The sequence below is a fragment of the Sorangium sp. So ce131 genome, from assembly GCF_051519095.1.
Taxonomy (GTDB): domain Bacteria; phylum Myxococcota_A; class Polyangia; order Polyangiales; family Polyangiaceae; genus Sorangium.
Genome location: NZ_CP150455.1, coordinates 6,787,170 through 6,811,387 on the forward strand (window position 1 = coordinate 6,787,170; position 24,218 = coordinate 6,811,387).

Annotated in this window: 20 protein-coding genes; 6 read left to right on the plus strand and 14 right to left on the minus strand. The window is 72.1% G+C overall.

The window, feature by feature from the left end; genetic code table 11:
• Nucleotides 1-34 precede the first annotated feature (34 nt).
• The 3 genes from WMF43_RS24760 to WMF43_RS24770 all read right to left on the minus strand — a co-directional run bounded on the left by WMF43_RS24760 (nucleotide 35) and on the right by WMF43_RS24770 (nucleotide 3,807).
• Nucleotides 35-1,300: a glycosyltransferase family 4 protein gene (locus WMF43_RS24760; RefSeq protein WP_437683671.1), complete on the minus strand. Its 1,266-nt coding sequence runs from the start codon at nucleotides 1,298-1,300 to the stop codon at nucleotides 35-37.
• 183 nt (nucleotides 1,301-1,483) lie between these two features.
• Complete coding sequence (locus WMF43_RS24765) at nucleotides 1,484-2,752, minus strand: glycosyltransferase (RefSeq protein WP_437683672.1); 1,269 nt, start codon at nucleotides 2,750-2,752, stop codon at nucleotides 1,484-1,486.
• A 272-nt stretch (nucleotides 2,753-3,024) separates the two neighbouring features.
• On the minus strand, nucleotides 3,025-3,807 hold the full coding sequence (locus WMF43_RS24770; protein ID WP_437683673.1) for a thiazole synthase: 783 nt from the start codon (nucleotides 3,805-3,807) through the stop codon (nucleotides 3,025-3,027).
• A gap of 333 nt (nucleotides 3,808-4,140) precedes the next feature.
• Here WMF43_RS24770 and WMF43_RS24775 point away from each other — a divergent pair, with 333 nt between their 5' ends.
• From WMF43_RS24775 to WMF43_RS24790, 4 genes are all read left to right on the plus strand, one after another.
• A complete protein-coding gene (locus WMF43_RS24775) occupies nucleotides 4,141-4,794 on the plus strand; it encodes a hypothetical protein (RefSeq protein WP_437683675.1) in 654 nt (217 codons plus the stop codon).
• A complete protein-coding gene (locus WMF43_RS24780; protein ID WP_437683676.1) occupies nucleotides 4,781-5,734 on the plus strand; it encodes a matrixin family metalloprotease in 954 nt (317 codons plus the stop codon). The genes WMF43_RS24775 and WMF43_RS24780 overlap by 14 nt, the downstream gene beginning before the upstream one ends.
• A 17-nt stretch (nucleotides 5,735-5,751) precedes the next feature.
• Nucleotides 5,752-6,942: an HRDC domain-containing protein gene (locus tag WMF43_RS24785; protein WP_437684075.1), complete on the plus strand. Its 1,191-nt coding sequence runs from the start codon at nucleotides 5,752-5,754 to the stop codon at nucleotides 6,940-6,942.
• A gap of 327 nt (nucleotides 6,943-7,269) precedes the next feature.
• Nucleotides 7,270-8,889, plus strand: coding sequence for a mechanosensitive ion channel family protein (locus WMF43_RS24790; protein ID WP_437683678.1), 1,620 nt, complete (start codon nucleotides 7,270-7,272; stop codon nucleotides 8,887-8,889).
• A 37-nt stretch (nucleotides 8,890-8,926) separates the two neighbouring features.
• Here the strand turns inward: WMF43_RS24790 and bioB are convergent, their stop codons facing one another.
• The 8 genes from bioB to WMF43_RS24830 all read right to left on the minus strand — a co-directional run bounded on the left by bioB (nucleotide 8,927) and on the right by WMF43_RS24830 (nucleotide 16,227).
• The gene (gene bioB, locus WMF43_RS24795; RefSeq protein WP_437683680.1) at nucleotides 8,927-9,964 is read right to left on the minus strand and encodes a biotin synthase BioB; all 1,038 of its coding nucleotides are present in this window, start codon (nucleotides 9,962-9,964) and stop codon (nucleotides 8,927-8,929) included.
• A 240-nt stretch (nucleotides 9,965-10,204) separates the two neighbouring features.
• Nucleotides 10,205-11,257 carry a type IV pilus twitching motility protein PilT gene (locus WMF43_RS24800; RefSeq protein ID WP_437683682.1) on the minus strand — a complete coding sequence of 351 codons (1,053 nt, stop codon included), beginning with the start codon at nucleotides 11,255-11,257 and terminating at the stop codon, nucleotides 10,205-10,207.
• Between the two features lie 106 nt (nucleotides 11,258-11,363).
• Nucleotides 11,364-12,080 (minus strand): thiamine biosynthesis protein, encoded by a 717-nt coding sequence (locus WMF43_RS24805; RefSeq protein ID WP_437683684.1) that lies wholly within the window; start codon nucleotides 12,078-12,080, stop codon nucleotides 11,364-11,366.
• Nucleotides 12,077-13,462: a phosphomethylpyrimidine synthase ThiC gene (thiC, locus tag WMF43_RS24810; protein WP_437684077.1), complete on the minus strand. Its 1,386-nt coding sequence runs from the start codon at nucleotides 13,460-13,462 to the stop codon at nucleotides 12,077-12,079. Before thiC ends, WMF43_RS24805 begins: the two co-directional genes overlap by 4 nt.
• A gap of 138 nt (nucleotides 13,463-13,600) precedes the next feature.
• Nucleotides 13,601-14,053, minus strand: a complete 453-nt coding sequence (locus WMF43_RS24815; protein ID WP_437683686.1) for an ExbD/TolR family protein — start codon at nucleotides 14,051-14,053, stop codon at nucleotides 13,601-13,603.
• 5 nt (nucleotides 14,054-14,058) lie between these two features.
• Nucleotides 14,059-14,475 (minus strand): ExbD/TolR family protein, encoded by a 417-nt coding sequence (locus WMF43_RS24820; RefSeq protein WP_104982412.1) that lies wholly within the window; start codon nucleotides 14,473-14,475, stop codon nucleotides 14,059-14,061.
• Nucleotides 14,476-14,565: 90 nt separating this feature from the next.
• Nucleotides 14,566-15,282, minus strand: coding sequence for a MotA/TolQ/ExbB proton channel family protein (locus tag WMF43_RS24825; protein WP_437683688.1), 717 nt, complete (start codon nucleotides 15,280-15,282; stop codon nucleotides 14,566-14,568).
• A gap of 171 nt (nucleotides 15,283-15,453) precedes the next feature.
• Nucleotides 15,454-16,227, minus strand: a complete 774-nt coding sequence (locus WMF43_RS24830) for an energy transducer TonB (protein WP_437684079.1) — start codon at nucleotides 16,225-16,227, stop codon at nucleotides 15,454-15,456.
• A 244-nt stretch (nucleotides 16,228-16,471) separates the two neighbouring features.
• Between WMF43_RS24830 and WMF43_RS24835 the strand changes: the two genes are divergently transcribed.
• Together WMF43_RS24835 and WMF43_RS24840 are read left to right on the plus strand one after the other, a co-directional pair.
• Nucleotides 16,472-19,729 carry a TonB-dependent receptor gene (locus tag WMF43_RS24835; RefSeq protein WP_437683689.1) on the plus strand — a complete coding sequence of 1,086 codons (3,258 nt, stop codon included), beginning with the start codon at nucleotides 16,472-16,474 and terminating at the stop codon, nucleotides 19,727-19,729.
• A 31-nt stretch (nucleotides 19,730-19,760) separates the two neighbouring features.
• On the plus strand, nucleotides 19,761-20,747 hold the full coding sequence (locus WMF43_RS24840) for a hypothetical protein (protein WP_437683691.1): 987 nt from the start codon (nucleotides 19,761-19,763) through the stop codon (nucleotides 20,745-20,747).
• 394 nt (nucleotides 20,748-21,141) lie between these two features.
• Here the strand turns inward: WMF43_RS24840 and WMF43_RS24845 are convergent, their stop codons facing one another.
• Genes WMF43_RS24845 through WMF43_RS24855 form a run of 3 tightly spaced genes read right to left on the minus strand, consistent with a single transcriptional unit; the run spans nucleotide 21,142 to nucleotide 24,156 of the window.
• Nucleotides 21,142-22,443, minus strand: a complete 1,302-nt coding sequence (locus WMF43_RS24845; RefSeq protein WP_437683693.1) for a hypothetical protein — start codon at nucleotides 22,441-22,443, stop codon at nucleotides 21,142-21,144.
• A 59-nt stretch (nucleotides 22,444-22,502) separates the two neighbouring features.
• The gene (locus tag WMF43_RS24850) at nucleotides 22,503-23,168 is read right to left on the minus strand and encodes a class I SAM-dependent methyltransferase (protein ID WP_437683694.1); all 666 of its coding nucleotides are present in this window, start codon (nucleotides 23,166-23,168) and stop codon (nucleotides 22,503-22,505) included.
• Nucleotides 23,169-23,178: 10 nt separating this feature from the next.
• The gene (locus tag WMF43_RS24855; RefSeq protein WP_437684081.1) at nucleotides 23,179-24,156 is read right to left on the minus strand and encodes an NAD-dependent epimerase/dehydratase family protein; all 978 of its coding nucleotides are present in this window, start codon (nucleotides 24,154-24,156) and stop codon (nucleotides 23,179-23,181) included.
• Nucleotides 24,157-24,218: the final 62 nt, after the last annotated feature.

Sequence of the window (24,218 nt, forward strand, 5' to 3'; positions counted from 1 at the left end):
CGCCGCTCGGCCAGCGGCTCGGCGGCCAGGACCGCTAGGCGCCGGGGTGCGCCGCGCCGTTCTCGAGGCCGCCCTTCGCGGCCGGGCCGCCCGGGCCCGCGTCGCCGATCTCTTCCCCGCCCGCGCGCCACCTCCGCCCCGTGCGCGCGGCGCGCAGGAGCGTGTCGTAGAGGGCGCGCGCGCTGTCGTTCCAGTCGCGCCCGCCGGCGAGCTCCGCGATCCGCGCCGGGTCGTACGTGTGGCCCGCGGCGCGCACCAGCGCCTCGGCGAGCGCCTCCTTGTTCCCCGGCGGGATGAGCTCCCCGAGCTCGGCGTCGTGCAGGATGTCGGGGATGCCTCCCACGCTCGACGCGACCACGCGGCGCCCCGAGGCGAGCGCCTCCAGCACGACGTTGGGCGTCCCCTCGTGCAGGCTCGGGAGCACGAGGGCATCGCAGGCCCCGAGCCAGAGCGACACCTGGTCGTGCGGCAGGTAGCCGGTCACCGTCAGCTTCCCGTGCAGCCGGGCGGCGGCCGCCTTGCACGCCTGATCCTCGGCGCCGCTGCCCACGAGCACGAGCTCGAGGCCCGGGTGCTGGGGCGCGATGCGCTCGAACGCCTCGACCAGATCCAGCACCCCCTTGTCGCGGTTCAGGTGGCCGACGAAGAGCAGGATCCGCGCGTCCGCGGGCCGGCCGAGCGCCGCGCGCGACGCGCCGCGATCGCGCGGCTTGAACAGCTTCGCGTCGACGCCGTTCATGATGAGGTCGATGCGATCGCGCGGCACCCCCAGCGCCGCGACGCCGTCGGCGAGCTTGCGGCTGACCGCGACCACCCGCGCCGCGTTCGAGAGCCCCCAGCTGAGCGGCCCGCGCAGCCGCGGATCGCGCGGGATCACGTCGATGTCCGAGCCGTGGCACTTGATCACCGCCGGCACGCCGAGCAGCCGCCCGAGGCACACGGCCGCGAAGCCGTCCGGGTAGGCGAACGCCCCGATGATCACGTCGGGCAGCGGGCCGCCGCGGGCGAGCTCCGGGAGCACGGACGCCGCGTAGAGCGGGCCGTTCAGCGCCGGCGCGACCCGCGGCACGTAGAGGGTGCGCGGGTGCCGGACCGGCAGCCCGTCGATGACCTCCTCGCGCGGCGCGCCGCCGGCGACGGGCCACTTCGAGAGCCGCTCCATGCCGGGGAACCACGGGATCGTCGCGAGCACCCGGACGTCGCAATAACGCGACAGCGCGGCGAACTGCCGGCGGTTGTACGGCGCCTCGTCCGGGTGCACCGCGTTCGGGAAAATCTTCGTGATGAGCAAAACGCGCAAGCGCCGCAAGAGCTCCTCCTCTCTGTCGACGGCGACCGCGCCGAGGCGGCGAGCGCCGTGGGTCGGTCGCGCCGGCCGCACATTGCGCGGCCGGCGCGAGGGCGGCCGCGCAGCGGACGCCGGGTCCGGAGCGATGCCCCCCGGACAAGCCATAAAAGACCAGGGCGCTGGGCGTCTACATCCTCAGCCCGACGCGACCGGCGAGCCGTTCGCCGCGTTCCCCCCGACGGCCGCTGGAGAATGCCCGGCCTCCGCAGGCTCCGCCCGCCCCGGCTGCGCGCGCTGCCGGGACGGGACCTCGCCCCCGCGCCGCCTGGCGACGAGCTCGTCGAAGAGCCGCACGTGCGCGTCGACCATCGCGTCCAGGCTGAACTGCTGGGCGAACTTGGCAGGGCCGCGCGTGCGCGCGCGCTCGCGCAGCGCTTCGTCCCGGGCGACGCGCGAGAGGTGCTCGACGAGCGCGCCCGGGTTGGCCGAGGGGACGAGGAACCCATCCTGGCCGTGCTCGACGATCTCCGGGACGCCGCCGACGCGGCTCGCCACGATCGGCTTGCCGAGGGCGAGCGCCTCGAGCAGCGCGAGCGGGAGCCCTTCCCAGAGCGAGGGCAGGACGTAGGTGTCGAAGGAGGAGATGAGCTCCGGGACATCCGACCGGTAGCCGGGGAAGATCACCTTGTCGCCGAGCCCCGCGTCCCTGGCGCGCTGCTGCAGGTCGGGCCGGAGCGGGCCGTCGCCCGCGATGACGAAGCGCGCCTCCGGCACGCGCTGCAGCACCTCGGGCGCGGCGTCGAGCAGGAACCGGAGCCCCTTCTGCTCGATGTGCACCACGGCGCACCCGAACACGAACTCCCCTTCACCGATGCCGAGCTCCGCGCGGATACGGGCCCTGGCGTCGCCCTGCTGGGCGCGGACGAAGCGCGACCCGTCGATGCCGTTGTGGATGACCCGCACCGGCGCGCGGACCTTCACGTCCTCGACGAGGATGCGCTTCAGGTCGTGCGAGACCGCGACCATCTCGTCGGCGAGGTAGGCGTAGTAGCCGAACTTGCGCCGGTCGAAGCCCTTCGCGCGGTTGATCTGGTTGTGCTCCGAGTAGAGGACGATCGGCCGATCGCGGAGCATGCGCGCCGCGATGCCGGCGAAGATGAGCGGCGCCCGGTTGTGGACGTGGACCACGTCGACGGCGCGCTGGTGCAAGAACCGCCGGATCCAGAGGATCGCCTCGGGGTCGCTCTTGACGCCGGGCAGCACGGGCCGCAGGTCCTTCGTGATCACCAGGCAGTTCGAGCGGGGGAGCTTCACCTCCGAGAAGAGGCGCCCCTCGCCGTCCAGGCAGATCAGCGACAGGCCGAAGCCATGGTCGCCGAGCCGATCGAGGAGGCCCAGGACAACCTTCTCGAGCCCGCCGACCTCGAGATTGTTCACGACCATGCAGACGTGGGGCTTGCTCATAGTCTCCTGAGCGGACCGTCAGGTCGCCGCGGGCGTTATCAGAGCGCAATGGCGCGCATCGACAAACAGCCGACTGTGCGATGAGCGTTCCGTGTCATTTTGCCTCAGGTGATGAGCGTATCATGACGGGGCCGTGCTGATCGGTTGACTTCGTGGGTGGGTCTGCGCCGTCCGGCGAGGCGTCGGCCGCGCGCGGAGCGGCCGCCTCACGTGTGGGCCGCGGCCTCACAGCGCGGCGATCACCAGCCCGGGGCCGCGCCGCGGCCGGCGCTTCACGGCGCGCCGATCTTGCCTTGCTCCGGCGACGACGCGGTCGCGTAGAGCCGCTTCGGCATCCGCCCCGCGAGGTACGCCATCCGACCGGCCCTGACCGCATCCCTCATGGCCTGCGCCATCAGGATCGGATCCCGCGCGGCCGCGATCGCCGTGTTCATCAGCACGCCATCACACCCGAGCTCCATGGCCACCGCGGCGTCGCTCGCGGTCCCGACCCCCGCGTCCACAATCACTGGAATTTTCGCGGTCTCCCGGATGATCATCAGGTTGTACGGGTTGCGGATCCCGAGCCCGCTGCCGATCGGGGCGGCGAGCGGCATCACCGCGGCGCACCCGATGTCCTCCAGCTTCCGACAGACGATCGGGTCGTCGATGCAGTAGGGGAGCACCGTGAAGCCCTCCTTCACCAGGATCCGCGCGGCCTCCAGCGTCGCCTCGTTGTCGGGGAACAACGTCCGCTCGTCGCCGATGACCTCGAGCTTCACGAGATCGGACAGCCCGAGCTCGCGCGCGAGGCGGCAGGTGCGGACGGCCTCCTCGGCGGTGTAGCAGCCGGCCGTGTTCGGCAGGATCTTGAAGCGCCCCTGCTGGAGCAGCGACATCATCGACCCCTCGCCGCGATCCTTCAGGTTGACGCGGCGGAGGGCCACCGTGACCACCTCCGCGCCGGACGCCTCGAGCGCGCGACGGGTCTCATCAACGTCCTTGTACTTGCCGGTCCCCACGAAGAGACGGGAAGTGAATGTGTGGCTGCCGATCGTCAACACGTCGCTCGTCATCGCAGGCTCCTCGGGCTAGGCCCAGACGATCTGCTAGTCGGACCTGGACACAGGGTCCAGCGGGTCGACCGTCGTCGACACGCCCGTGCCGGCGACACGCCCGTGCCGGCGACACGCCCGTGCCGGCGACACGCCCGTGCCGGCGACACGCGGCGCCGGCGATGCGCCCGCGCCGGCGACGCGCCCGGCCGGCAACACGGCCGTGCCGTCGGCGGCGCCGCGCGACGTTCGCCCGTGTCGGTAATGTGCCCGCGCCGGCGCTCGCCCGTGTTGCCGGCTCGCGTCGCGCGGCAGCGTGGTATCTTTGTGGCGATGTCTCCCAGAGCTTTCGTCATGGCCCTGCTCTTGGCGCTGCCGCCCGCGCTCACCCTCACGCCTGGAGGCGCCGCTGCCCCGGCGGCCCAGGCGAGCTCCAGCGCGCTCCTGCGCGTGTCCGGGCCGCGCGAGGCGCAGGCGGCCGTGTCCGTCCAGCTCTCCCTCGATGAGCTCGTCTCGGTCGCCGCGTACGTCGTCGTCGCGACGGCGACCGAGCAGCGCAGCCAGTGGGAGGAGCTCGGCGGATCCAAGCGGATCGTCACCTATACCCGCCTGTCGATCGAGCGGACCGTCGCCGGACAGCCCGACGGCGAGGTCTGGGTGAGGACGCTCGGGGGCGTCGTCGGGGACGTCGGCCAGCACGTGTCGGGCGACGCGCACCTCAAGGTCGGCGCGCAGGCGATGCTCTTCCTGGCCAAGACGCGCTCCGCGGTGGTCGTCGCCGGCATGGCGCAGGGCCACTACCCCCTCGTGAGCGGCGAGGAGCCGCGCCGGGTGGAGGGCGCGCCGCGCGTCGCGGTGCGGCGGCTCGCCGCGAGCCCCGACGGCGGGACCGTCCTGGCCCGGCCGGGCCCGGCGGTCTCGGCGCGCGAGCTGCTCGTCGGCGCCACCCTCGACACGGCGATCGACGCGGTGAGCCGCGCCTGGAAGGCGAAGCATGCGCAAAAGTGATCTCGCGGCCGCGGCCTCCGCCGCGATCGCCGTCGCGACGGCCGTCGTCCTCCCCTCGCCCGCCCTGGCCTACTGCCGCACCAGCGTCTGTCCGGCGACGGCGACGAGGCCGGCCGAGACCGCGGCCGTCTGCACGCCGGCGCAGCTGAACGACTGCGGCATCCCCCTGGCCTGGCCCACGCCGTGCGTCGGCTACTCCATCCAGGAAGACGCGTCCTTCCAGGTCTCGCTCGCGGACACGGAGGCGATCTTCGAGCAGGCGTTCGCGGCCTGGACGCAGGCCGACTGCGGCGACGGGCGGTCCCCGCGCATCGAGGTCACCTACATGGGCCCGGTCGCGTGCGACGCGCACGAGTACAACCAGAAGAAGGGGAACGCGAACATCATCACGTTCCGGGACGACGGGTGGCCGTACGAGCGCGGCGAGAGCACCCTCGCGCTCACGACCGTCACCTACAACCTGAAGACCGGCGACATCTACGACGCCGACATGGAGGTCAACTCGTTCCACGTGGCCGACCTCTCGCTCGGCGACGACGACGTGGCGTCCGACCTGCTCAGCATCGCCACCCACGAGGCCGGCCACTTCCTCGGGCTGTCGCACTCGGCCGACCGGCACGCGACCATGTACGCGGACTACGAGCCCGGGAGCGTCGAGCTCCGCGACCTCGAGGACGACGACCGCGCCGCGATCTGCGCGGTGTACCCGCCCGGCGCGTCGCTCAAGGCGTGCGACCCGACGCCGCGCCACGGCTTCTCCGCCCTGTGCGCCGCGGACCAGCCCGACGTGGAGGCGTCGGGCGGCTGCGCCGCTTCCCCTGGCGCGGGCGGGCGCGGCGCCGGGCTCCTGCTCGCCGCGCTCGCGCTGGTGGGCGTCTCCGCGCGGGCGCGGCGCGACGCGGCCGCGCGGCGGGGGCTGGGCAGGACGAGGACCCGCTGAGCCATCCCCCGGTCGTCCTGGTCGAGCGCGACGCCGATCTCGCCCGCCTGATCGAGCGCGCCGGGCGCGCCGACGCGCTCGCGGTCGACGTGGAGGCGAACGGGCTGTTCGTCTACCGCCCGCGGCTCTGCACGGTCCAGCTCGCCTTCCGCGAGGGGGACGCCATCGCGGTCGGGATCGTCGACGCGCTCCGCGTGCGCGTCGCGCCGCTCGCGCCGCTGCTCGGGGCCGCGGGGCCGCCCAAGGTGCTGCACGACCTCACCTTCGACGCGCGCATGCTCGCCGAGGCGGGGGCGCCGCTCGGCGCCGCGCGCGACACGTCGGTCGCCGCGCGCATGCTGGGGTGCGCGGCGACCGGGCTCGCCGCGCTGCTCGCGTCGGAGCTCGGCGTGGCGATCGACAAGCAGCTCCAGCAGCACGACTGGGGGCGCAGGCCGCTCGGGAGCGCCGAGCTGCGCTACCTCGCGAGCGACGTGCTCCACCTCCTCCCGCTCGACGCGCGGCTCGCGGAGCGCAGCCGGGCGCTCGACATCGAGGACGAGATCGCCGAGGAGTGCGCCTACAAGCTCGCGACGGCGCTCGGCCCGCCGCGGGATCCGCGGCCCGCCTACGTGCGCATCAAGGGGGCGCAGGCGCTCGATCCGGCGGGGCGAGCGATCCTGCGGCGCCTCGTCGCGGCGCGCGAGGCCGCCGCCGAGGAGGGCGACCTGCCCTCCTTCAAGATCGTCGCCAGCGAGGTGCTGCTCGAGCTCGCCCAGCGCAAGCCGGCCCGGATCGAGGACGTGCGCGCGGTCCGCGGGGCCGTCGCGGGCCGGGCGGCGCCCCTCGCGGCGGCGTGGCTGCGCGCGGTGGAGCAGGGGCGCAGCGACGGCGACGTGCCGGAGGAGGAGCGCGCCCTCTTCCAGCCAGCCCGCCCGACACGCAAGGAGCTCGCCGCCCGGCGCGCGGTGGAGAGCCGGATCTCGGCGTGGCGCAAGGCCGAGGCGAAGGCGCGGAACGTCGACGAGCAGGTCGTGCTGCCGGGGCACTGCGCGCAGGAGCTGCTGGAGATCGCGCTCGCGGGCGACCACGCCGGGGACGCGGCGATCGCCGCCGCGGTCGCGCGCATCCCCGGGCTCGGCGCGCGCCGGCTCGCGCGCTACGGCGGCGCGCTCGCGGCGCTCGCGGCCGCTCCGCTCCCGAGCGAGCCGCCCGCCGCAGCGACGTAGCCGCGGCGACGGCTACGCGCTCCGCCGCCACGCGCGCCGCACCGCCACGCGCGCCGCGCACGCCGCACCGCCACACACGCCGCGCACGCCGCGCACGCCGCGCACGCCGCGCCATGCGCGCCGCGCACGTCGCGCACGCCGCACCGCCACGCGTGTTACGCGCGCCACACGGGCTACGCACGCGATGCATGTCGGGGAGGTCACGCCGTGGGCGCGCGGTCGACAGACCCACCGCGCGATGGAATAGGAGGGCCCATGCCCCGGACAGAACCTGAAGCGCCGCAACGACTCCGCTTTTTACCGAGGGCGACGTGGTGGATCCGCGCCGTGCTCGCCTTCGCGCTCGCCTTCGGATGTGTCCTGCTGGCGGCGAGCGCCGGGGAGCTGGCGCCTCCCCCTCCCCCCTCGGCGCCGCCCCCGGCGGCCGCCGTCGACGGCGTCGACCCCGAGGCGGTCCCGGTCGCACCCGACTCGCCGCGCGCCTCCGTGCGCCAGTACTTCGAGCTCTGCCGCGCGGGCGACTACGAGGAGGCCGCGCGTTTCCTCGACGTGCCGCCGAAGGCGTCCGGCGCGGAGCTCGCGCAGAAGCTGAAGGCGGTGCTCGATCGGCACCTCTGGCTCGACCCGGAGACGCTCTCGCCGAACCCGCTCGGCGACACCCAGGACAACCTCGGGGGCGGCGTCGAGCAGCTCGGCAGGATCCCGACCCGCACCGGGCTCCAGCCGGTGCGCCTCGTCCGGCGCACGACGGCGGACGGCGCGCGCTGGATCTTCTCGCGCGCCACCGTGGAGCGCGTCCCCGAGTGGTACGCGCGGCTCGAGGATCGCTGGCTCCGCGACAACCTGCCGCCCGTGCTGCTGCGCCCGGGCCCGCGCGAGCTGCTCCTGTGGCAGTGGCTCGCGCTGCCGGTCCTCTCGCTCATCGGGTGGCTCGCCGGCGCGGTGCTGAGCTTCCTGCTCCGCGCCGCGCTCCGCCGGATCGTCGTCAGGACGAACTCCACGCTCGACGACGTGCTCGTCGGGTGCACGAACGGCCCGCTCACGTTCGCGGGGGCGCTCCTCGCCATCGAGGCCGCGCTCCCGTGGCTCGGGCTCTACGTGCCGGCCGAGCAGTTCCTCGACCAGGTCCTGCGCGCCGGCCTCTTCGTCGCCGTCTTCTGGTTCGCCCTCCGCTCGATCGACGCCATCGGCGGCCGCCTGCTCAACGCCCCGGCGACGCGCGACAACCCGGCGGCGCGCTCGCTCGTGCCGCTCATGGGCCGGATCGCGAAGGTCTCGATCCTGATCATCGGCGTGATCGCCGTGCTGTCGGAGCTCGGCTACCCGGTCGCGAGCCTCATCGCCGGCCTCGGCATCGGCGGCGTCGCCCTCGCCCTCGCCGCGCAGAAGACCGTGGAGAACCTGTTCGGCTCGGTCGCGATCGGCATCGACCGGCCGCTCCAGGTCGGCGACTTCGTGAAGATCGACGCCGTCCTCGGCACCGTCGAGACCATCGGGCTCCGATCGACGCGGATCCGCACGCTCGACCGGACCGTGGTCACGATCCCGAACGGCAAGCTCGCCGATCTCCAGATCGAGTCGTACACCGCGCGCGACCGGATGCGCCTCGCCTGGGTGCTGAGCCTCGTGCTCGAGACGACGCCCGAGCAGCTCCGCGCCGTCACCGAGGGCTGCGAGCGCGCGCTGCGCGCGCACCCGCTGATCTGGCCCGACGATGTGGTCGTGCGCCTCAGCGGCCCCGGCGTGTCGTCGCTCGACCTCGAGGTGATGGCCTGGTTCCAGACGCGCGACTTCGGCGAGTTCCGGACGATCCGGCACGAGATGCTGATCGCGCTCCTGGAGGCCGTCGCGGCGGGCGGGTCGCGCCTCGCGTACCCGACCCGGACGGTGCACGTCGCGCCGCGCGGCGAGGAGCGCCCGCGGGCCGAGTCCGCCCAGCTGAGCTAGCGCCGGGACAGCGCGCGCAGGCGGCGCGCGCGGCGCGCTACCGCGCGGCCGGCGCCATCGGCTGGAGCCCCGCCTTCTCGATGAGCGCGCGATCCTCGTCCGGGCCCGGGTTCGGGGTCGTGAGCAGCTTATCCCCGTAGAAGATCGAGTTCGCCCCGGCGTACATGCAGAGCAGCTGCGCCTCGCGGGTGAGCTCGGTCCGGCCCGCGGAGAGGCGCACCATCGCGCGGGGCATCATGAGCCGGGCGACCGCGATCATCCGGACGAACTCGATCGGGTCCACCGGCGGCAGGCTCTCGAGCGGCGTGCCCGCGGCGCGCACGAGGGCGTTGATCGGCACGCTCTCCGGGTGGGGATCGAGGCGCGCGAGCTCGACGAGCATCTCGCAGCGGTCGGCGATCGACTCGCCCATGCCGATGATCCCGCCCGAGCAGACCGTGATCCCCGCCCGCCGTACGTTGCGGAGCGTGATCAGCCGCTCGTCGTACGTGCGCGTCGAGATGATGGACCGGTAGGCCTTCCGCGACGTGTCGAGGTTGTGGTTGTACGCGTCGAGGCCGGCCTCCTTGAGGCGGCGGGCCTGGTCCTCGGTGAGCATGCCGAGCGTGCAGCACGCCTCGAGGCCGAGCTCCTTCACGCCGCGCACCATGTCGAGCACGCGCTCGAAGGCGGGTCCGTCCTTCACCTCGCGCCACGCGGCGCCCATGCAGAACCTCGTCGAGCCGCCCTCGCGCGCGCGCTCCGCGGCCGCGAGGACCGCGCCGACGTCGAGCATCCGCTCCGGGCCGACCTCGGTCTCGTAGTGGCTCGACTGCGGGCAGTAGGCGCAGTCCTCGGGGCAGCCGCCGGTCTTGACGCTGAGCAGGGTGCAGAGCTGCACCTCGTGCTCGCCGTGGAACTGGCGGTGGACCGAGCGGGCGCGGTCGATCAGCTCGAAGAGCGGGAGATCGTGCAGCGCGAGCGCCTGCGCGACGGTCCAGTCGTGACGTACCGCGCCCGGCGCCGGGGCGCGCCCGCTTGGCTCACTGCGCCCACCGTTGTGCTCCACCGCTTCTCGTTCGATCCCTTCGAGCATGGGGTCGCTCTCATAGCCAGGCTTGAGGCGCCGCCGCAAGCGACCCGCGCGGGCGCCCCCACGCCGGCGCTCGAGGGAGAGGTTCGGGGAGTCGAGCCTCGTGGCGGGGTGGGAGCAGGTGTGTGCGCGCCGGGGAGACTCCGCCGCCGAGGTGCGCCGCTTTTGTTGGGCCCGCTCGTCGTCTCCCGTCTCCCCTTTTCGTGCTTCGTCCTTCGTCTTTCGGCTTTCGGCATTGATTCGCTACAGCGCCGTCACTGCCTTCGCCGTCTCCTTGGCGATGACGCCCTGCGCGACGAGCTGCCGCAGGTGGACCTCGAACGTCTGCATCCCATACGGCGTGATCCCCTTCTCCATCAGCTCGCGCAGCGACGGGCTCCCCTCCGGCCGCCGGATCGCCTCTCGCACCGCGGCCGTCGCGACGAGCACCTCCGACGCCAGCACCTCCGCCGCGCCGTCGCGGCGCGGAAGCAGGCGCTGCGCGACGACCCCTTGCAGGCTGTCGGCCAGCCGGTCGCGCGCCTCGCTCGGGCTCTTCCCGAGCGCGATCAGCCGGCCGATCGTGCGCGCGACGTCCGGCGTGTGCACCGCGGCGAGCACGAGGTGGCCGGTCTCGGCGGCGTGCAGGGCAAGCTCGAACGATTCGCTGTCGCGGAGCGAGCTGATCAGCACGACGTCGGGGTCCTGGCGCAGCGCGGCGCGCAGCGCAGTCGGAAAATCCGCGGTGTCGACGCCGATCTCGCGCTGGCTCACGCTGGAGCGGCCGTCCTCGTGCACGTGCTCCACCGGGTCCTCGAGCGTGATGATGTGCCGCGGCAGGGTCGCGTTGATCTGCCCGACGAACGCCGCGAGCGTGGTGCTCTTGCCGCTGCCCGCGGTGCCGGCGACCAGGACGAGGCCGTGGTCGTGCTCCACCATCGCCCGCACCGCGGACGGGACGCCGAGCTCGTCGAACGTCGGCACCTTGAGCGGGATGCTCCGCAGGATGATCGCGAGCGAGCCGCGCTGGCGGTAGATGTTGACCCGGAACCGGCCGAGGCCCGGGACGACGTACGACGTGTCGTACTCCTGGAGGGTCGCAAGCAGCTCGCGCGCCGGCCGGCCGGCGAGCAGCACGCGCGCCGCCGCCTCGCTGTCCTCGGGGCGGATCCGGTCGACCCGGAAATAGACCATGTCGCCGCGCACACGCGCGCCCGGTGGCTGGCCGACCTTGAGGTGGATGTCGCTCGCGTGGGCGGCAAGCGCTTTGCCGAGGAGCTGGTGGAGGAAGGCCTCCGAGGTGTACGGCGTCGTCACGGGGGGGAAGGTATCAAAATGGAACCCGGCGGGCCTAAAGCGCGGCGGCGGCCAGGCAGGCCGGGGCGCCGCGCGGCGTCTCGCGCGGCCGCCGCGGCGCGCGCCGTCAAGGCCGCGGCGTGTCGCCGCCGGCTGCGCCAGCGCTGGGCATCTCGGGATCCAGATCCGACGGGATGCCGCCCGGGTCCAGCAGCCCCTTGTCGGCCAGCGCGCGCGACGCCGAAATCGCGACGGCGCGCAGCTCGGGGGGGAGGTCGCGCCTGTTCGACAGCTCCAGGACGATCGCCGCCGCGGCGCGGGTCCCGTCCGGGTCGAGCGGCTCGCGGGGGCGCGGCGGACGCCCGGTGATCCCGAGGAGCGCGTCGAGCAGGGGCGGGAGCGACGCCGCGGGCGCGCCGCGGGCGCGCTCGGCGAGGGGCGCGAGCGCCAGGTCGGCATCGTCGGCGTACGGCAGCGCGCGCAGGGCCGCGAGCGCGATCTCGCCGCCGTCGTCCAGCGCGGCGAGCAGGCCGGAGGCGCCCTCCGCCTCGGCGAGCCGGGCGTGCTCCAGCGGGTCATCCCCGGCGGCGCGGCGCCAGCGAGGATCGGTGAGGCGTGGGCTCGGCGGGCGCGGCGCCGCGGAGAGCGCAGGGACCGCCGACGGAAGGGACGACGAGGCGCCCGTGGCGCTCTCCCGACGGCACGCGAGGGGCGCGACGAGGACGAACGACGCGACGAGGGCGAGGCGCCCCGCGAGGGCGAGGCGCCCCGCGAGGGCCGCGGCCCGCGGCGCGCCCTCGCGCCCCCGTCGCCGCGCGCCCTCGCGCGCCCGCCGCCGCCTCACGCCGGATCGACGAGCGCGAGCGAGCGCTTCGTGGGCGCGTTCTCCGTCTCCTGCCGCGCGTTGTACTCGTCGACCACGCGGTTGATGTGCATCGAGCAGAACTTCGGGCCGCACATCGAGCAGAACTCCGCCGTCTTGAAGTACTCCTGGGGGAGCGTCTCGTCGTGCATCGCCTGCGCCGTCTCCGGGTCGAGCGCGAGCGCGAACTGCTGCTTCCAGTCGAAGGCGTAGCGGGCCTTGCTCAGCGCGTCGTCGCGATCCCGCGCGCCCGGGCGCTTGCGCGCCACGTCCGCGGCGTGGGCCGCGATCTTGTAGGCGATGAGCCCCTGCTTCACGTCGTCCGCGTTCGGCAGGCCGAGGTGCTCCTTCGGCGTCACGTAGCAGAGCATCGCGGCGCCGGCGAAGCCGGCCATCGTGGCGCCGATGCAGCTCGTGATGTGGTCGTAGCCGGGCGCGAAATCGGTGACGAGCGGGCCGAGCACGTAGAACGGCGCCTCGTGGCAGAGCTCCATCTCCTTCTGGACGTTCATGGCGATCTGATCGAACGGCACGTGCCCGGGGCCCTCGATCATCACCTGCACGTCCTTCTCCCACGCGCGCTTCGTGAGCTCGCCGAGCGTCTTCAGCTCGGCGAACTGGGCCGCGTCGCTCGCGTCGTGCAGGCTGCCGGGCCGGAGGCCGTCGCCCGCCGAGATCGTGACGTCGTACTTCGCGCAGATCTCGAGCACCTTGTCCCAGTGCGTGTAGAACGGGTTCTGCTTGTGGTGCTCGATCATCCACTGCGCCATGATCGAGCCGCCGCGCGACACGATGCCGGTGAGCCGGCCCTTCACGAGCGGGAGGTGCTCGAGCAGCACGCCCGCGTGGATCGTGAAGTAATCGACCCCCTGCTTCGCCTGGTGCTCGAGCATGTCGATGAGATCGGCGGCGCTCATCTTCTCCGTGCCCTTGCAGACCTCCAGCGCCTGGTAGATCGGCACCGTCCCGATCGGCACGGGGGAGTGCTCGATGATCGCGCGGCGAATGCCGTCGATGTCGCCGCCCGTCGACAGGTCCATCACCGTGTCGGCGCCGTACTTGATCGCGTACCGCAGCTTCTCGAGCTCGCCGCTCACGTCGCTCGTCGTCTGGCTGCTGCCGATGTTCGCGTTCACCTTGCAGAGCGACGCGATGCCGATGCACATCGGCTCGAGGTTCAGGTGGTTCTTGTTGGCGGGGATGATCATCCGCCCGCGCGCGACCTCGCTGCGGACGAGCTCGGGCGCGAGCTTCTCACGGCGGGCGACGTACTCCATCTCCTCCGTGATGATGCCCTTCCTCGCGAAGTGCATCTGGGTCTGGTTCGGGCTCCCGGCGCGCTTCTCCACCCATTCGGTCCGCAACATCAACGACCTCGCTTTCGAGGTGGGCGATGTAGGTCGCGCCCGCGCGCGACGCAAGCATGTCGCGCGCGGGCTACCCGCGCCGCGGCGCCCGGAGAAGCCCGCTCACCGCGCGGCAGGCCCGGCGCAGCGCCGCGCTCACCTGGGCGCCGCGTCGGGGAGCTCGGTCATCATGCCGAGCGTGTGCGCGCCGGCCGCCCGCGCGCTGTCGAGCACCTCGACGACCGTGCCGTAGACGGCGGCGTCGTCGGCCACCACGAAGACGATCTTGTCCTGAGGCCTGCTCTGGCGATCGAGGATCGGCCGGAGCCTGGCGATGAGGTCGGCCCGCTCGACCTTCTCGTCGTTCACCTGGAGCTCGCCCTGCGCGCTCACCCGGACCACGAGCTGGTCGGGGGGCGGCGGCGTGTCCTCCTTGACTTGCTCCGTGTCGGGGATGCGCACGCCGATGTCCTTCTCGAGCAGCGGCGTGACGACCATGAAGATGATGAGGAGCACCAGCACGACGTCGACGAGCGGCGTCACGTTGATGTCGGAGTTCAGCGGCACCGCCGGCTTGACGAGGAATTTCTTGTTCGTGCGCGCGCTCATCGCCGCTACCTCCCCTTCAGCTCCTCGACCGCCAGGGACACGCTCTTCGCGCCCGACTTGCGCGCCGTCTCCATGACCTTGCGCACGTCGCCGAACGAGAGGCGCTGGTCGCCCTTGACCAGCACCTTGCGCCCCGGCTGCGCCGCGAACTCGCGCGTGAGGCGCTCGGCGAGGCCGGCGTCGTCATACTGGTCGCTCTCGACCCACACCGTCTTCTCCAGCGTGACGGAGAGGATCAGCGGGTCCACATCCTTCTTCTCCTCGTCCACCTTCGCGGCCTGCGGCAGCTTCACGTCCTTGCCGCGCTGGAGCATCGGCGTGACGACCATGAAGATGATGAGCAGGACGAGGACGACGTCGACGAGCGGCGTGACGTTGATCTCGCTCTTGGGGCCCTTCTGCGGGCCGACGGCCATTCCCATGAGGGGCGCTCGCTTCCGGCTTGGGCGCGGCGCGGCGCCCCCCCGCCGCGAGGCGCGGCCGGGGAGGCGCGGCGCGGCGCGGGCTCTCTGCTAGGCGGCCTCTTCCGAGGCCGACGAGAGGCGGCCGTCGAGCCGCCTCGCCACGATGTCGAGGAACTCGTTCGACGACTCCGAGATATCGATCGCCCGGGCGTCGATCCAGCCCTGGAGATAGTTGTAGCCCATGACCGCGGGGATCGCGACGAGCAGGCCGAAGGCGGTTGTGATGAGCGCCTCGGCGATACCCGCCGAGACGGTGCCGAGGCCGCCGGAGCCGGACGCCGCCATCTGCTGAAAGGCGGTCACGATGCCCATGACCGTCCCGAGCAGGCCGACGAACGGCGCCGTGGAGCCGACCGTGGCGAGCAGGCCGTAGCCGCGCTTCAGGCTGAGCACCTCGCGCTGCGCCTGCCGCTCCAGGGCACGGGAGACGGACTCGACCACACCGTCGCGCTCATGCCCGTTCGCGGGCAGCCGGGACGGAGCCGTCGACGCATACGCGGCGAGCCCGGCGCCGATCACGCGCCCGAGGTAGCCGATCTCGTCTTTGGGTTTGGCGGCGGTCCGGGCGCCGTCGAACTCGCCCCTGGCGAGCATCGGACCCACCTTCTGCGCGAACGCGCGGGAGGCGGCGCGGGACTTCAAGGACACGATGAGGCGCTCGCCGAAGATGATCAGGGAGGACACGGACATGAGCGCCAGCGCGAACACAATCAGTTTCGCGAAGACCCCCATGTGGCCCCAAAGCTCAGTCAAGGTGAATTGCATCGTCTCGCTCGCGCCTCCCCGGCGCTCCATGGTGTCGTGGTGGTTTTCAACTGTGCTGTTCAGCGCCTCTGGCGCTGCAGCGAACTCGACTGTGCCGCAGAGCGGACCTACCCCGTGCCCTTCTCTACTACGTGCCCCGCCCGTGCAACAACACCCCCGCGCATCCGGTGGTCACGGGAGCTTGAGGCGGATGTTGAACACGTAGTCCACCGAGACGGGCCGCCCCTGGTACATCACCGGCGTGTAGCGGCGGCCCGAGAGCGCATCGAGGATCGCGCGATCCATGTGGGGCAGCGACTTGACCATCCGGCAATTGGTCAACGAGCCGTCCACCTTGATGACGCACTTGACAATCGCGAGCCCCTCGACGCGCGCCGCGAGCGCCTCGCGCGTGTACTGCGGATCTCGCCCCGAGATCATCGTCGGCCGGTTCATCCCCGCGCCGAACGGCAGCACCACGTTCTGCGGCGGCGCCGTGCTGCCCACCTGCCCTCCCAACGTCCCACCGAGGGTCCCGCCGATCTGTCCCCCGACCTGCCCGCCCACGGTCCCGCCCACCTGGCCGCCTTCCTGTCCACCCTCCTGGCCGCCCTCCTGCGCCGGCGCCTCTTCCTTGGGCGGCTCCGGCTCAGGCGCCTTGGCCTTGGGCTTCTCCGGCATGTCGTAGATGGTGTCAGGGGTCTTGACAGGCTTCGGCTGCTCGATGCGCTCCACCTTCGGCTTCGCCGCGCCGCCCGCGGGAGGGGGCGGCGGAGGCGGAGGCGGCGGGGGCGGCGGCGCGGCGAAGAACGTGACCTCGACGTCCTTCGGCTTCTCGACCCGAGGCTGCGTGGCCTGCCAGATAAGGACAGCCGCGATCCCCGTATGGGCGACGATCGAGAGCACAGCGCCCGTCCCGAGGCGCCCCTGAGTGGCCGTGGCCCGACCTAGTACCGAGTCGAACATGAGGGGTTGCAACTCCTGAAGCTCGAGGTGTTCGGCGTGGAGGCGCCGCCGCGTGTCGGCGCGCTCCGGCTCGCCGCGCCTACCCGGAGTGTACCGGGGACCAAGTACTACAAAAAAGTCTATTGTCTCGCGCGATTCCTGTCTAGGGTGAGGCGGAACTCGAGGGCCCTACACTTCTGGAGGGAATTCCGTGAAGTTTCTCGAAAAGAGGATGAAACACGGAGCGCGCTCACTACGTGCCCCGTTGCGATTGTGGGCGGCGCTGCTGCTGCTCGCCATGACGTTGTTGACCGCCGTCCCTGCGCTCGCCCAGACGGGCAACAGCGTTCTCCTTGGACGGGTAACCGACGCCTCGAGCAAGGCGCCGGTGGCGGATGTGGTCGTAACAGCGACCTCACCGGCGCTGCAGGGGGAGCAGCTCGTCGTTACCGACGCCTCCGGCCAGTACCGTATCCCGAACCTGCCGCCGGGCGACTATACTCTGCGCCTCGAAAAAGAGGCCTTCAAGCCGTACGGGCGCGGGGGAATCACGATCCGCGCCGGCACGACCATCCGCGTCAACGTCGAGCTCCTCCCGGAGGCGCTCAAGGCGGAAGAGATCGTCGTGGTCGGCCGCGCGCCGACGGTCGACGTCGGGTCGAGCTCGGTGGGGCAGAACATTACAGGCGACTTCACGCGCCGCATCGCCGTTGCGCCCCCCGGGGGGAAAGGCACGGCGGTCCGCTCGTTCGAGTCGGTCGCCGCCGTCACCCCCGGGGCGAAGAGCGACGAGTTCGGCACGTCGATCGCCGGTACGTCGTCGCCTGAAAACCAGTACGTCATTGACGGGCTCTCGGTCAACGATCCGGCGTACGGCATCATCGGCACGCCCCTGACGATGGAGTTCATCAAAGAGGTCAACGTGGTGGCCGGCGGGTACATGCCCGAGTACGGCCGCTCGACCGGCGGCGTGCTCGACGTCGTCACGAAGGGCGGCAGCAACGAGTTCCACGGCTCGTTCTTCTTCAACATCGTCCCTGGGATCCTCGAGGCCGAGAGCACGAAGGTCCGGCGCCAGGGCGAGACCATCTCGACCGACGATCGCGTCGCGGCCATCCGCGACTATGGCTTCGAGGTCGGCGGCCCCATCCTCAAGGACAAGCTCTGGTTCTTCGCGGGCGCGGACCTCGCGCTGTCGAGCCTGACGCGCGAGCGCAGCCTCTACGCCACGCGGTACGAGGGCGACAGCCTGACGCCCGTCCGGGACCCCGACACCGGGTTCAACCTCGTCGACTACCTCCCGGGCTCGACGACCTACCACCGCGCCGAGGAGCGGACGTTCCAGTACCTCGGCAAGCTGACGTACCAGATCAACCCGGATCACAGCGTCGCGCTGTCGGTGTACGGCTCGCCTTCCACCACCGGCGGCAACGGCGCCTGGTCGTACGACCCGCAGATCGGCGCGATGGACGTCGCCAACATCGTCGGCACCTACGACGCGCTCGCGCTCAAGTTCGTGTCGTCCTCGACCGACGTCGCGCTGAAATGGTCGTCGGCGTTCAACAACAAGACCCTGCTGTTCGACGCGACGCTCGGCTGGCACCACCAGCGCAACGCGCGGCTGCCCTCCGACGAGTCCGAGATCGGATCGAGCAACGGCCTCGCCGGCATGCCCCTCGCGATCTGGCGGAGGACGGGGCCGCGGTACTCGATCGACCGGTTCGAGACCCTCTCGCCCGAGGCGCAGGAGCTGTGCCGCCAGACCCAGGTCGACACCGGCGAGACCGACGCCGAGGGGAACCCCATCCTGGCCACCCGCGTCCCGTGCGCGGTGCGCCAGTACTGGGTGGGCGGCCCCAACTTCACCGAGGACGAGTCGCAGGATCGCTTCCAGCTCAAGGCGATGGTGACGAGCATCTTCGAGGGCCTCGGCCACCACGTCGTCAAGGGCGGGATCGACGGCGAGATCATGACGTACGACCACCTGAAGGCGTACCCGGGCCGCGTGACCTACTCCGAGAGCCTGAACGGCCTCTATTGGGAGGACAGCCGGCAGCTCGGCTTCCTGACCGGCCCCGGGCCCAACGAGTACGTCATCCAGCCCGAGACCTCGGTGTCGTCGCTGTCCACCACGATCGGCGGCTTCGTCCAGGACAGCTGGAGCATCCTGGACAAGGTCACCGTCAACGTGGGCATTCGTTACGACGCGCAGTACCTGTTCGACAACGACGGGGACGCCGGGATGGCGCTGCCGAACCAGTGGTCGCCGCGCATCGGCGTCGTCTACGACGTCACGCAGGAGGGCAAGTCGAAGCTCTTCGCGAACTACGCGCGCTACTACGAGAGCGTTCCCCTCTCCCTCGTGGATCGCGCCTTCGGCGACGAGCGGCAGGTCCGCGGGTTCCACCGGGCGGCGGAGAACTACGACGATCCGAGCGATCCGGGGTGCAACCCGAACGACCTCAAGGACGCGATGGGCAGCGGCCCCGGCCAGTGCCAGAGCGACGAGAACCGGATCGAGGGCGTCGAGCTGGCGGAGCAGGACGGGATCGCGCCGGCGGCGTACGACCCGAACCGGGTCTGGACCCCGACGGGCAGCGGCAAGACGCCGGTGGATCCGGACGTCAGCCCGCAGTCGTCGGACGAGCTCGTGCTCGGCGGCGAGTACGAGGTCATCCCGGACGGGCGCGTCGGCGCGACGTACACGAAGCGCTGGATGCACAACGTCATCGAGGACATGAGCCGCGACGAGGGGAGCACCTACTTCATCGGCAACCCCGGCAAGGGCATCGCGCGGGACTTCCCCGAGGCGACGCGCAACTACGACGCGCTCACCCTCTACTTCCAGAAGTCGTTCGCCGACCTCTGGCTCGCCCAGGTGAGCTACACGCTCTCCTACCTGCGGGGCAATTACGCGGGCCTCTTCCGCCCGGAGACCGACCAGCTCAATCCGAACATCACCTCCGAGTTCGACCTGACCTCGCTGCTCGAGAACCGCGAGGGTGATCTGCCGGGCGATCGCCGGCACGAGATCAAGGTCTACGGGGCGAAGTCGTTCGAGATCCCGGGCGGCTCGCTCGTCGACCTCGGCCTCACCCTGAGGTCCCGCTCCGGCGGCCCCACGGACTTCTGGGGCGCGCACCCCCTCTACGGCTCCGACGAGTCCTTCATCCTGCCCCGCGGCTCCGGGGAGCGGCTGCCGTGGGTCCACAACATCGACGGCCGCATCGGCTACTCGATGCGGCTCGCGAAGGACAGCTATCTGACCGTCACCATGGACGTCTTCAACATCTTCAACTTCCAGGCGGTCACCGCGAGGGACCAGCGCTACACGACGGCCTATGTGGTCCCGTGCGCCGGGGGGACGATCGAGGACCTCGAGCCGGCGAGCGGCGACAGCTGCCTGACCACGCTCGACGGCCAGCCGTTCAACGCGGAGAGGGACAAGAACCCGAACTTCGGAAAGCCGACACAGTACCAGCAGCCGCGGCAGTTCCGGTTCGGCGCGCGGGTGACGTTCTAGGCGCGGGCGCGCTCGTGAAAGGAAGCAAGCGATGAAGATCCGATTGCTTGGTTGGCTGGCGGGGCTCTCGGCGCTCGCGGCGGCCGTGTCCCCGGGCTGCTCGCAGCCGAAGCCCGAATGCACCGTCGGCAGCGCGACCGTCTACCCGTTCGCGGCGAGGTTCATCCTGGTCGAGGGAGAGGCCGACACCCCCTGCGGAGGGCTGACGGTCGCGACGATCGGCATGCAGACGTACAACGCCGACGCCGGGGGGTATCCCGACAGGAACAAGAAGCTCGTCGCGCTGCAGACGCTGAAGTTCGGCCGATGGACCCGCGGCGGCACAACCGTCGAGGAGAACCCCGACCTGAAGCCGTACGCGATCGGCGCCTTCACGTCGATCGAGCCGGACGACAACGACATCTGCACGGTGCCGACCCTCTCTCCCGCCGAGGTGGTGGTTCTGCCCGGTAGCGGAGGCGAGGGCGGCGCTGGCGAGGGCGGCGCTGGCGGCGCTGGTGACGGCGGAGCCGGCGGCGCTGGCGACGGCGGAGCCGGCGGCGCGGGTGACGGCGGCGCTGGTGGCGCGGGTGACGGCGGCGCTGGCGGCGCGGATGAAGGTGGCGCCGGCGGCGCTGGCGGCGCTGGCGACGGCGGAGCCGGCGGCGCGGGTGAAGGTGGCGCCGGCGGCGCTGGCGACGTCGCCGAGCCGCTGGAGCCGGGATCGCGCAAGTTCGAATGGAGCAACCTGCGCGTGTTCGTGACCGCCGCCAACCTCGGGAATCAGTTCGACGCTGATCTCGCGTACTCGGAAGGCGGCTGCACGGCGAGGTACAAGGTCGTCGGGCTGTGGCCGCAGGTCGACTGCTCGACTGACGACGAACCCGACAACACGATCTGCGAGGATCCCCACTCGGGCATCTCCCCGGACCTCAAGGTGACGTGCGTGCCCAACCCGGAGGCTGACCCGGACCCCGAGGTCGGGGACCCCAGGAACGTCTGCGTGCTCGATTCGGAGACGATCCCCGCCTTCAAGTAGGCCCTTGCGCGGGCGTCACGCCGCGCGTTGCGCCCGCGCCCCTCCCCTCCTCCCCTCCTCACATCCAAGCGCCGTCGCCGAGCGCGCCCTCGGCTCACCCGCGCAGCGCCACGCGCGGCCCCTCCTGCCCGCGCTCGGGACGCGCTCCTCGTCCGCGTTGAGCTCCGGTAAAGACCGCCGCCTGCGGGCGCAGCACGGCTGACACCGCAGGCGCGCGGGCCAGCTAGGTCCGCCTGTCAGAGGTCTTGGCAGGGATCACGGCGAGCGAAGAGAGATTTCAACGCAAAGGCGCAAAGGCGCAAAAAGACAGAGAAAATTCTGGTTTGCGCCTTTGCGCCTTTGCGTTGAAATCTCTCGGGATCCCTGGCCGAGACGTGTGACGCTCGGAACTGGCTCACGGCGCCTGCTTCGCGATCAGCTTCGCCAGCGCCGCGCACGCGGGGCCGCCCGCGATCTGAAGCGCGGCGGAGAGCGCGCACAGGCGCGACGCCCGCCCGAGCGCGGCCGGATCCCCCGACACGATCGCCCGCTTGGACTCGTTCACGGTGCGCACCGCGATCATCGTCCGCGCGCGGGGGGGCAGCTCCGCGCGGCGCGGCGCGAGCACCTCGCCGAGCTTCGGGCCGGGATCGGCGCTCGGCACCCACGTCCAGACGGAGGCGACGATCGCGTCCGCGAACGCGTCGCGCAGCGCGTCGCCGCCGCGCGCGCCGTCGCACGGGATCACCGGGCCGCTCGGGCCGACGTCGGCGGCCGTGAGCCGCCGCTGCGCGATGCGCCGGAGCAGGTCGTCGCTCACGCCGGCGAGCGCGCCGTCGCCCTCCGAGAACGCGCCCGCCTTGAACCGCACCGCGAGCGACGCGCACTTCACGTCGCGCTCCTCGCGGCGCCGCTGCTCCGCGCGGGCCCGCTCCTCCGCGACCAGCCGCGCCTCGCGCTCGCGCGCCTCGCGCGCCTCCTCCGCGGCGCACGCCTCGAGGCGCGCGGCCACGCGCCGCTGCTGCTCGCTCGAGGCCCGGCCGAGGTCGGCCTCCGAGACGTCGCGGATGGCGCAGACCTCCGGGCGCGCGAGCAGCGCGTCGACCCGCGCGCGGGCGGCCTGGACGCGCACGATCACCGCGAGCGCCGCGACCATGACGAGGCCCGAGACCACGATCGTCGCCGCCCGGCGGAGCCGCCGGCGGCGGTACGCCTTCGCCAGCGCGCCGCCGCCGCTCTCGTCGAGCAGCTTGCGGCAGCGGGCGATCGTCGCCTGCCAGTGCTTGACGTCCTCGGCGAGCAGCTGGAGCGGCTCGGAGAACGGGCGATCGCGCCGGACCTTGTTCGCGAGCCGCTCGAGGCACAGGCTCGCGTCCGGCGCGCGCCCGTGGTTCGTCACCTCGGCGACCCCCTCGAGCAGCCCGCCGATGCGCCCCGCGTGCAGCTCCCACGCGAGCAGCGCCTCGACCTGGCTGGCCCCGAGCCGCTCCATCGCCTCGCGCACCTCCTCCATGGGGAGCAGGCGCTCGACGTCCTCGACCCGGACGCCCGCGAGCTTCGCCGCCTGCAGGACGCCGCGCTGGAAACCGCCGAGCAGCCCATCGGGCGCGAGCTCGCGGATCCCCTCGGGCACCCGGCTGCCCTGAATGCACGCGCCGGCGTGGTTCAGCGGCCCCATCGCGCAGGTCAGGAAGGTGCCCCCGAGCTTCACCGCCATCGCACCGGGATTCCTTTACCGCGGACGAAGCGGCGCGGAAAGACTGGCTGCGGCGCCTCTCACCGGCGGCCGCGCGGCGCCTCGAGATCCCAGAGCGCGTAGAGCACGTCGACGTCGTACTCGGTGTGCCGCCAGCCCGGGTGGTGCCGGTAGCTGCGCGGGAGCAGGCCCGCGCGCTGGATGGCCTCGGCCTGCTCGGCGAAGGTGTAAAGATACATGCTCACGCCGGACAGCTCGACCTCCGAGAGCGGGCGCGCGGCGCGATCGTGCAGCCGCACGTCGGGCCGACGCTCGACGATGCTCACCAGCATGCGGCCGGAGGGCCGCATCGCGCGGGCGAGGTTCTCGAGGACGAGCCCGAGGTCGTCGCAGAACTCCAGCGTGCCGAGCGCGAGCACGGCGTCGAACCGCCCCCACGAGCGCGGGATCGCGAGGTGGTAGTCGTGCCGGTGATAGGCCCCGTGGGGCCGCCTCTTGCGGGCGATCTCGAGCATGCCGTCGGCGATGTCGAAGCCCACCACGTCGACGGACGCCGGGAGATCGCGGGTGAGGTGGCCCGGGCCGCAGCCCGCGTCGAGCACGCGCGTCCCGTCGACGACCACCTCGCGCAGGAACGCGCGGACCTGCTTCTCGTAATGCTGGATCTCCTTCCACGTGGACACGTAGTCGGGCGCGAAATCCTCGTAGTAGCCCGCGAGCCGCTCGATCCGGGTCGATCGTTTCATGGCGCGCCCGTCAGACGATGCCGTCGACCGCATGAACGGTCTCCTGGATGTCGTGCTCGGGCGTGTAGCCGAGGATGTCGCGCGCCCGCCGGTCGTCGACCATGCACACGTAGCGGATGTGATCGAGCTCGGGCGCCGGGAACGAGGTCGCCCGGAAGCGCCAGAGCCGCGGGACGATGGTCTGCATGACGAAGTGCGGGATCGCCGCGCGCGTCCGCCCCGTCATGTCGATGAGGCGCGAGAGCGGCAGCGGGGCCGGCCCCGCGAGGTTGAAGATGCCGCGCACCCCGGGCCGAAGCGCCGCGACGATCGCGGAGACCACGTCGTCCTGGTGGATGACCTGCACCATCGGGTCGAACCCGAGCAGCGTCGGGATCACGTTGAGCCGGAGGTAGTTCGACGGCGCGTTCCGCACCGAGCCGAGGATGTGGACGGGCCGGAGGATGACCGTCTCGGTCTGCGGGTGCTTCCAGAAGAACGACTGCGCCACCATGTCGACCTCGATGAGGTCGCGGATCTCGCTGAACGAGGCGCCGCCGAGCAGCGGCGCGTCCTCGGTGAGGAACTGCGGGTTGTCGGGGCGCGGCCCGTAGGCGTTCGCGCTCGAGAGCACGATGAGCTTCGGCACGTCGTACTGCGCGACGAACTCGAGCAGCCGCTGGAAGCCCGCGAGGTTCCAGCTGTGGTGCTCCATCTGGCTGACCCGCGGATCGTGCATGACCCCGAGGTGGACGACGGCCGCGAGCTGCTCCTGGCGGAAGATGTCCTGCGTCTTCTTGCGGCGGAGATCGATCTGGTGATGCTCGATGTCCTTCGGGCGACCGTCGAAGCTGCGGCGGTCGACGCCGATCACGCGCCGCTCGCGGTGGAGACGCCGCGCCAGCCGCCGTCCGAGGCGGCCGCAGATGCCGGTGATCAGGATGGGCCGGAGGGACGGATCGCTGTCGGCGGCGGGGCGGCGGCTTCGACCGGGGGTTCGCTCGCTCATCGGCTCGACGGTCGCTTCCGGGAGGCCGACGGTCAAGACCTTCCTGCGGTGCAGGCCCACGC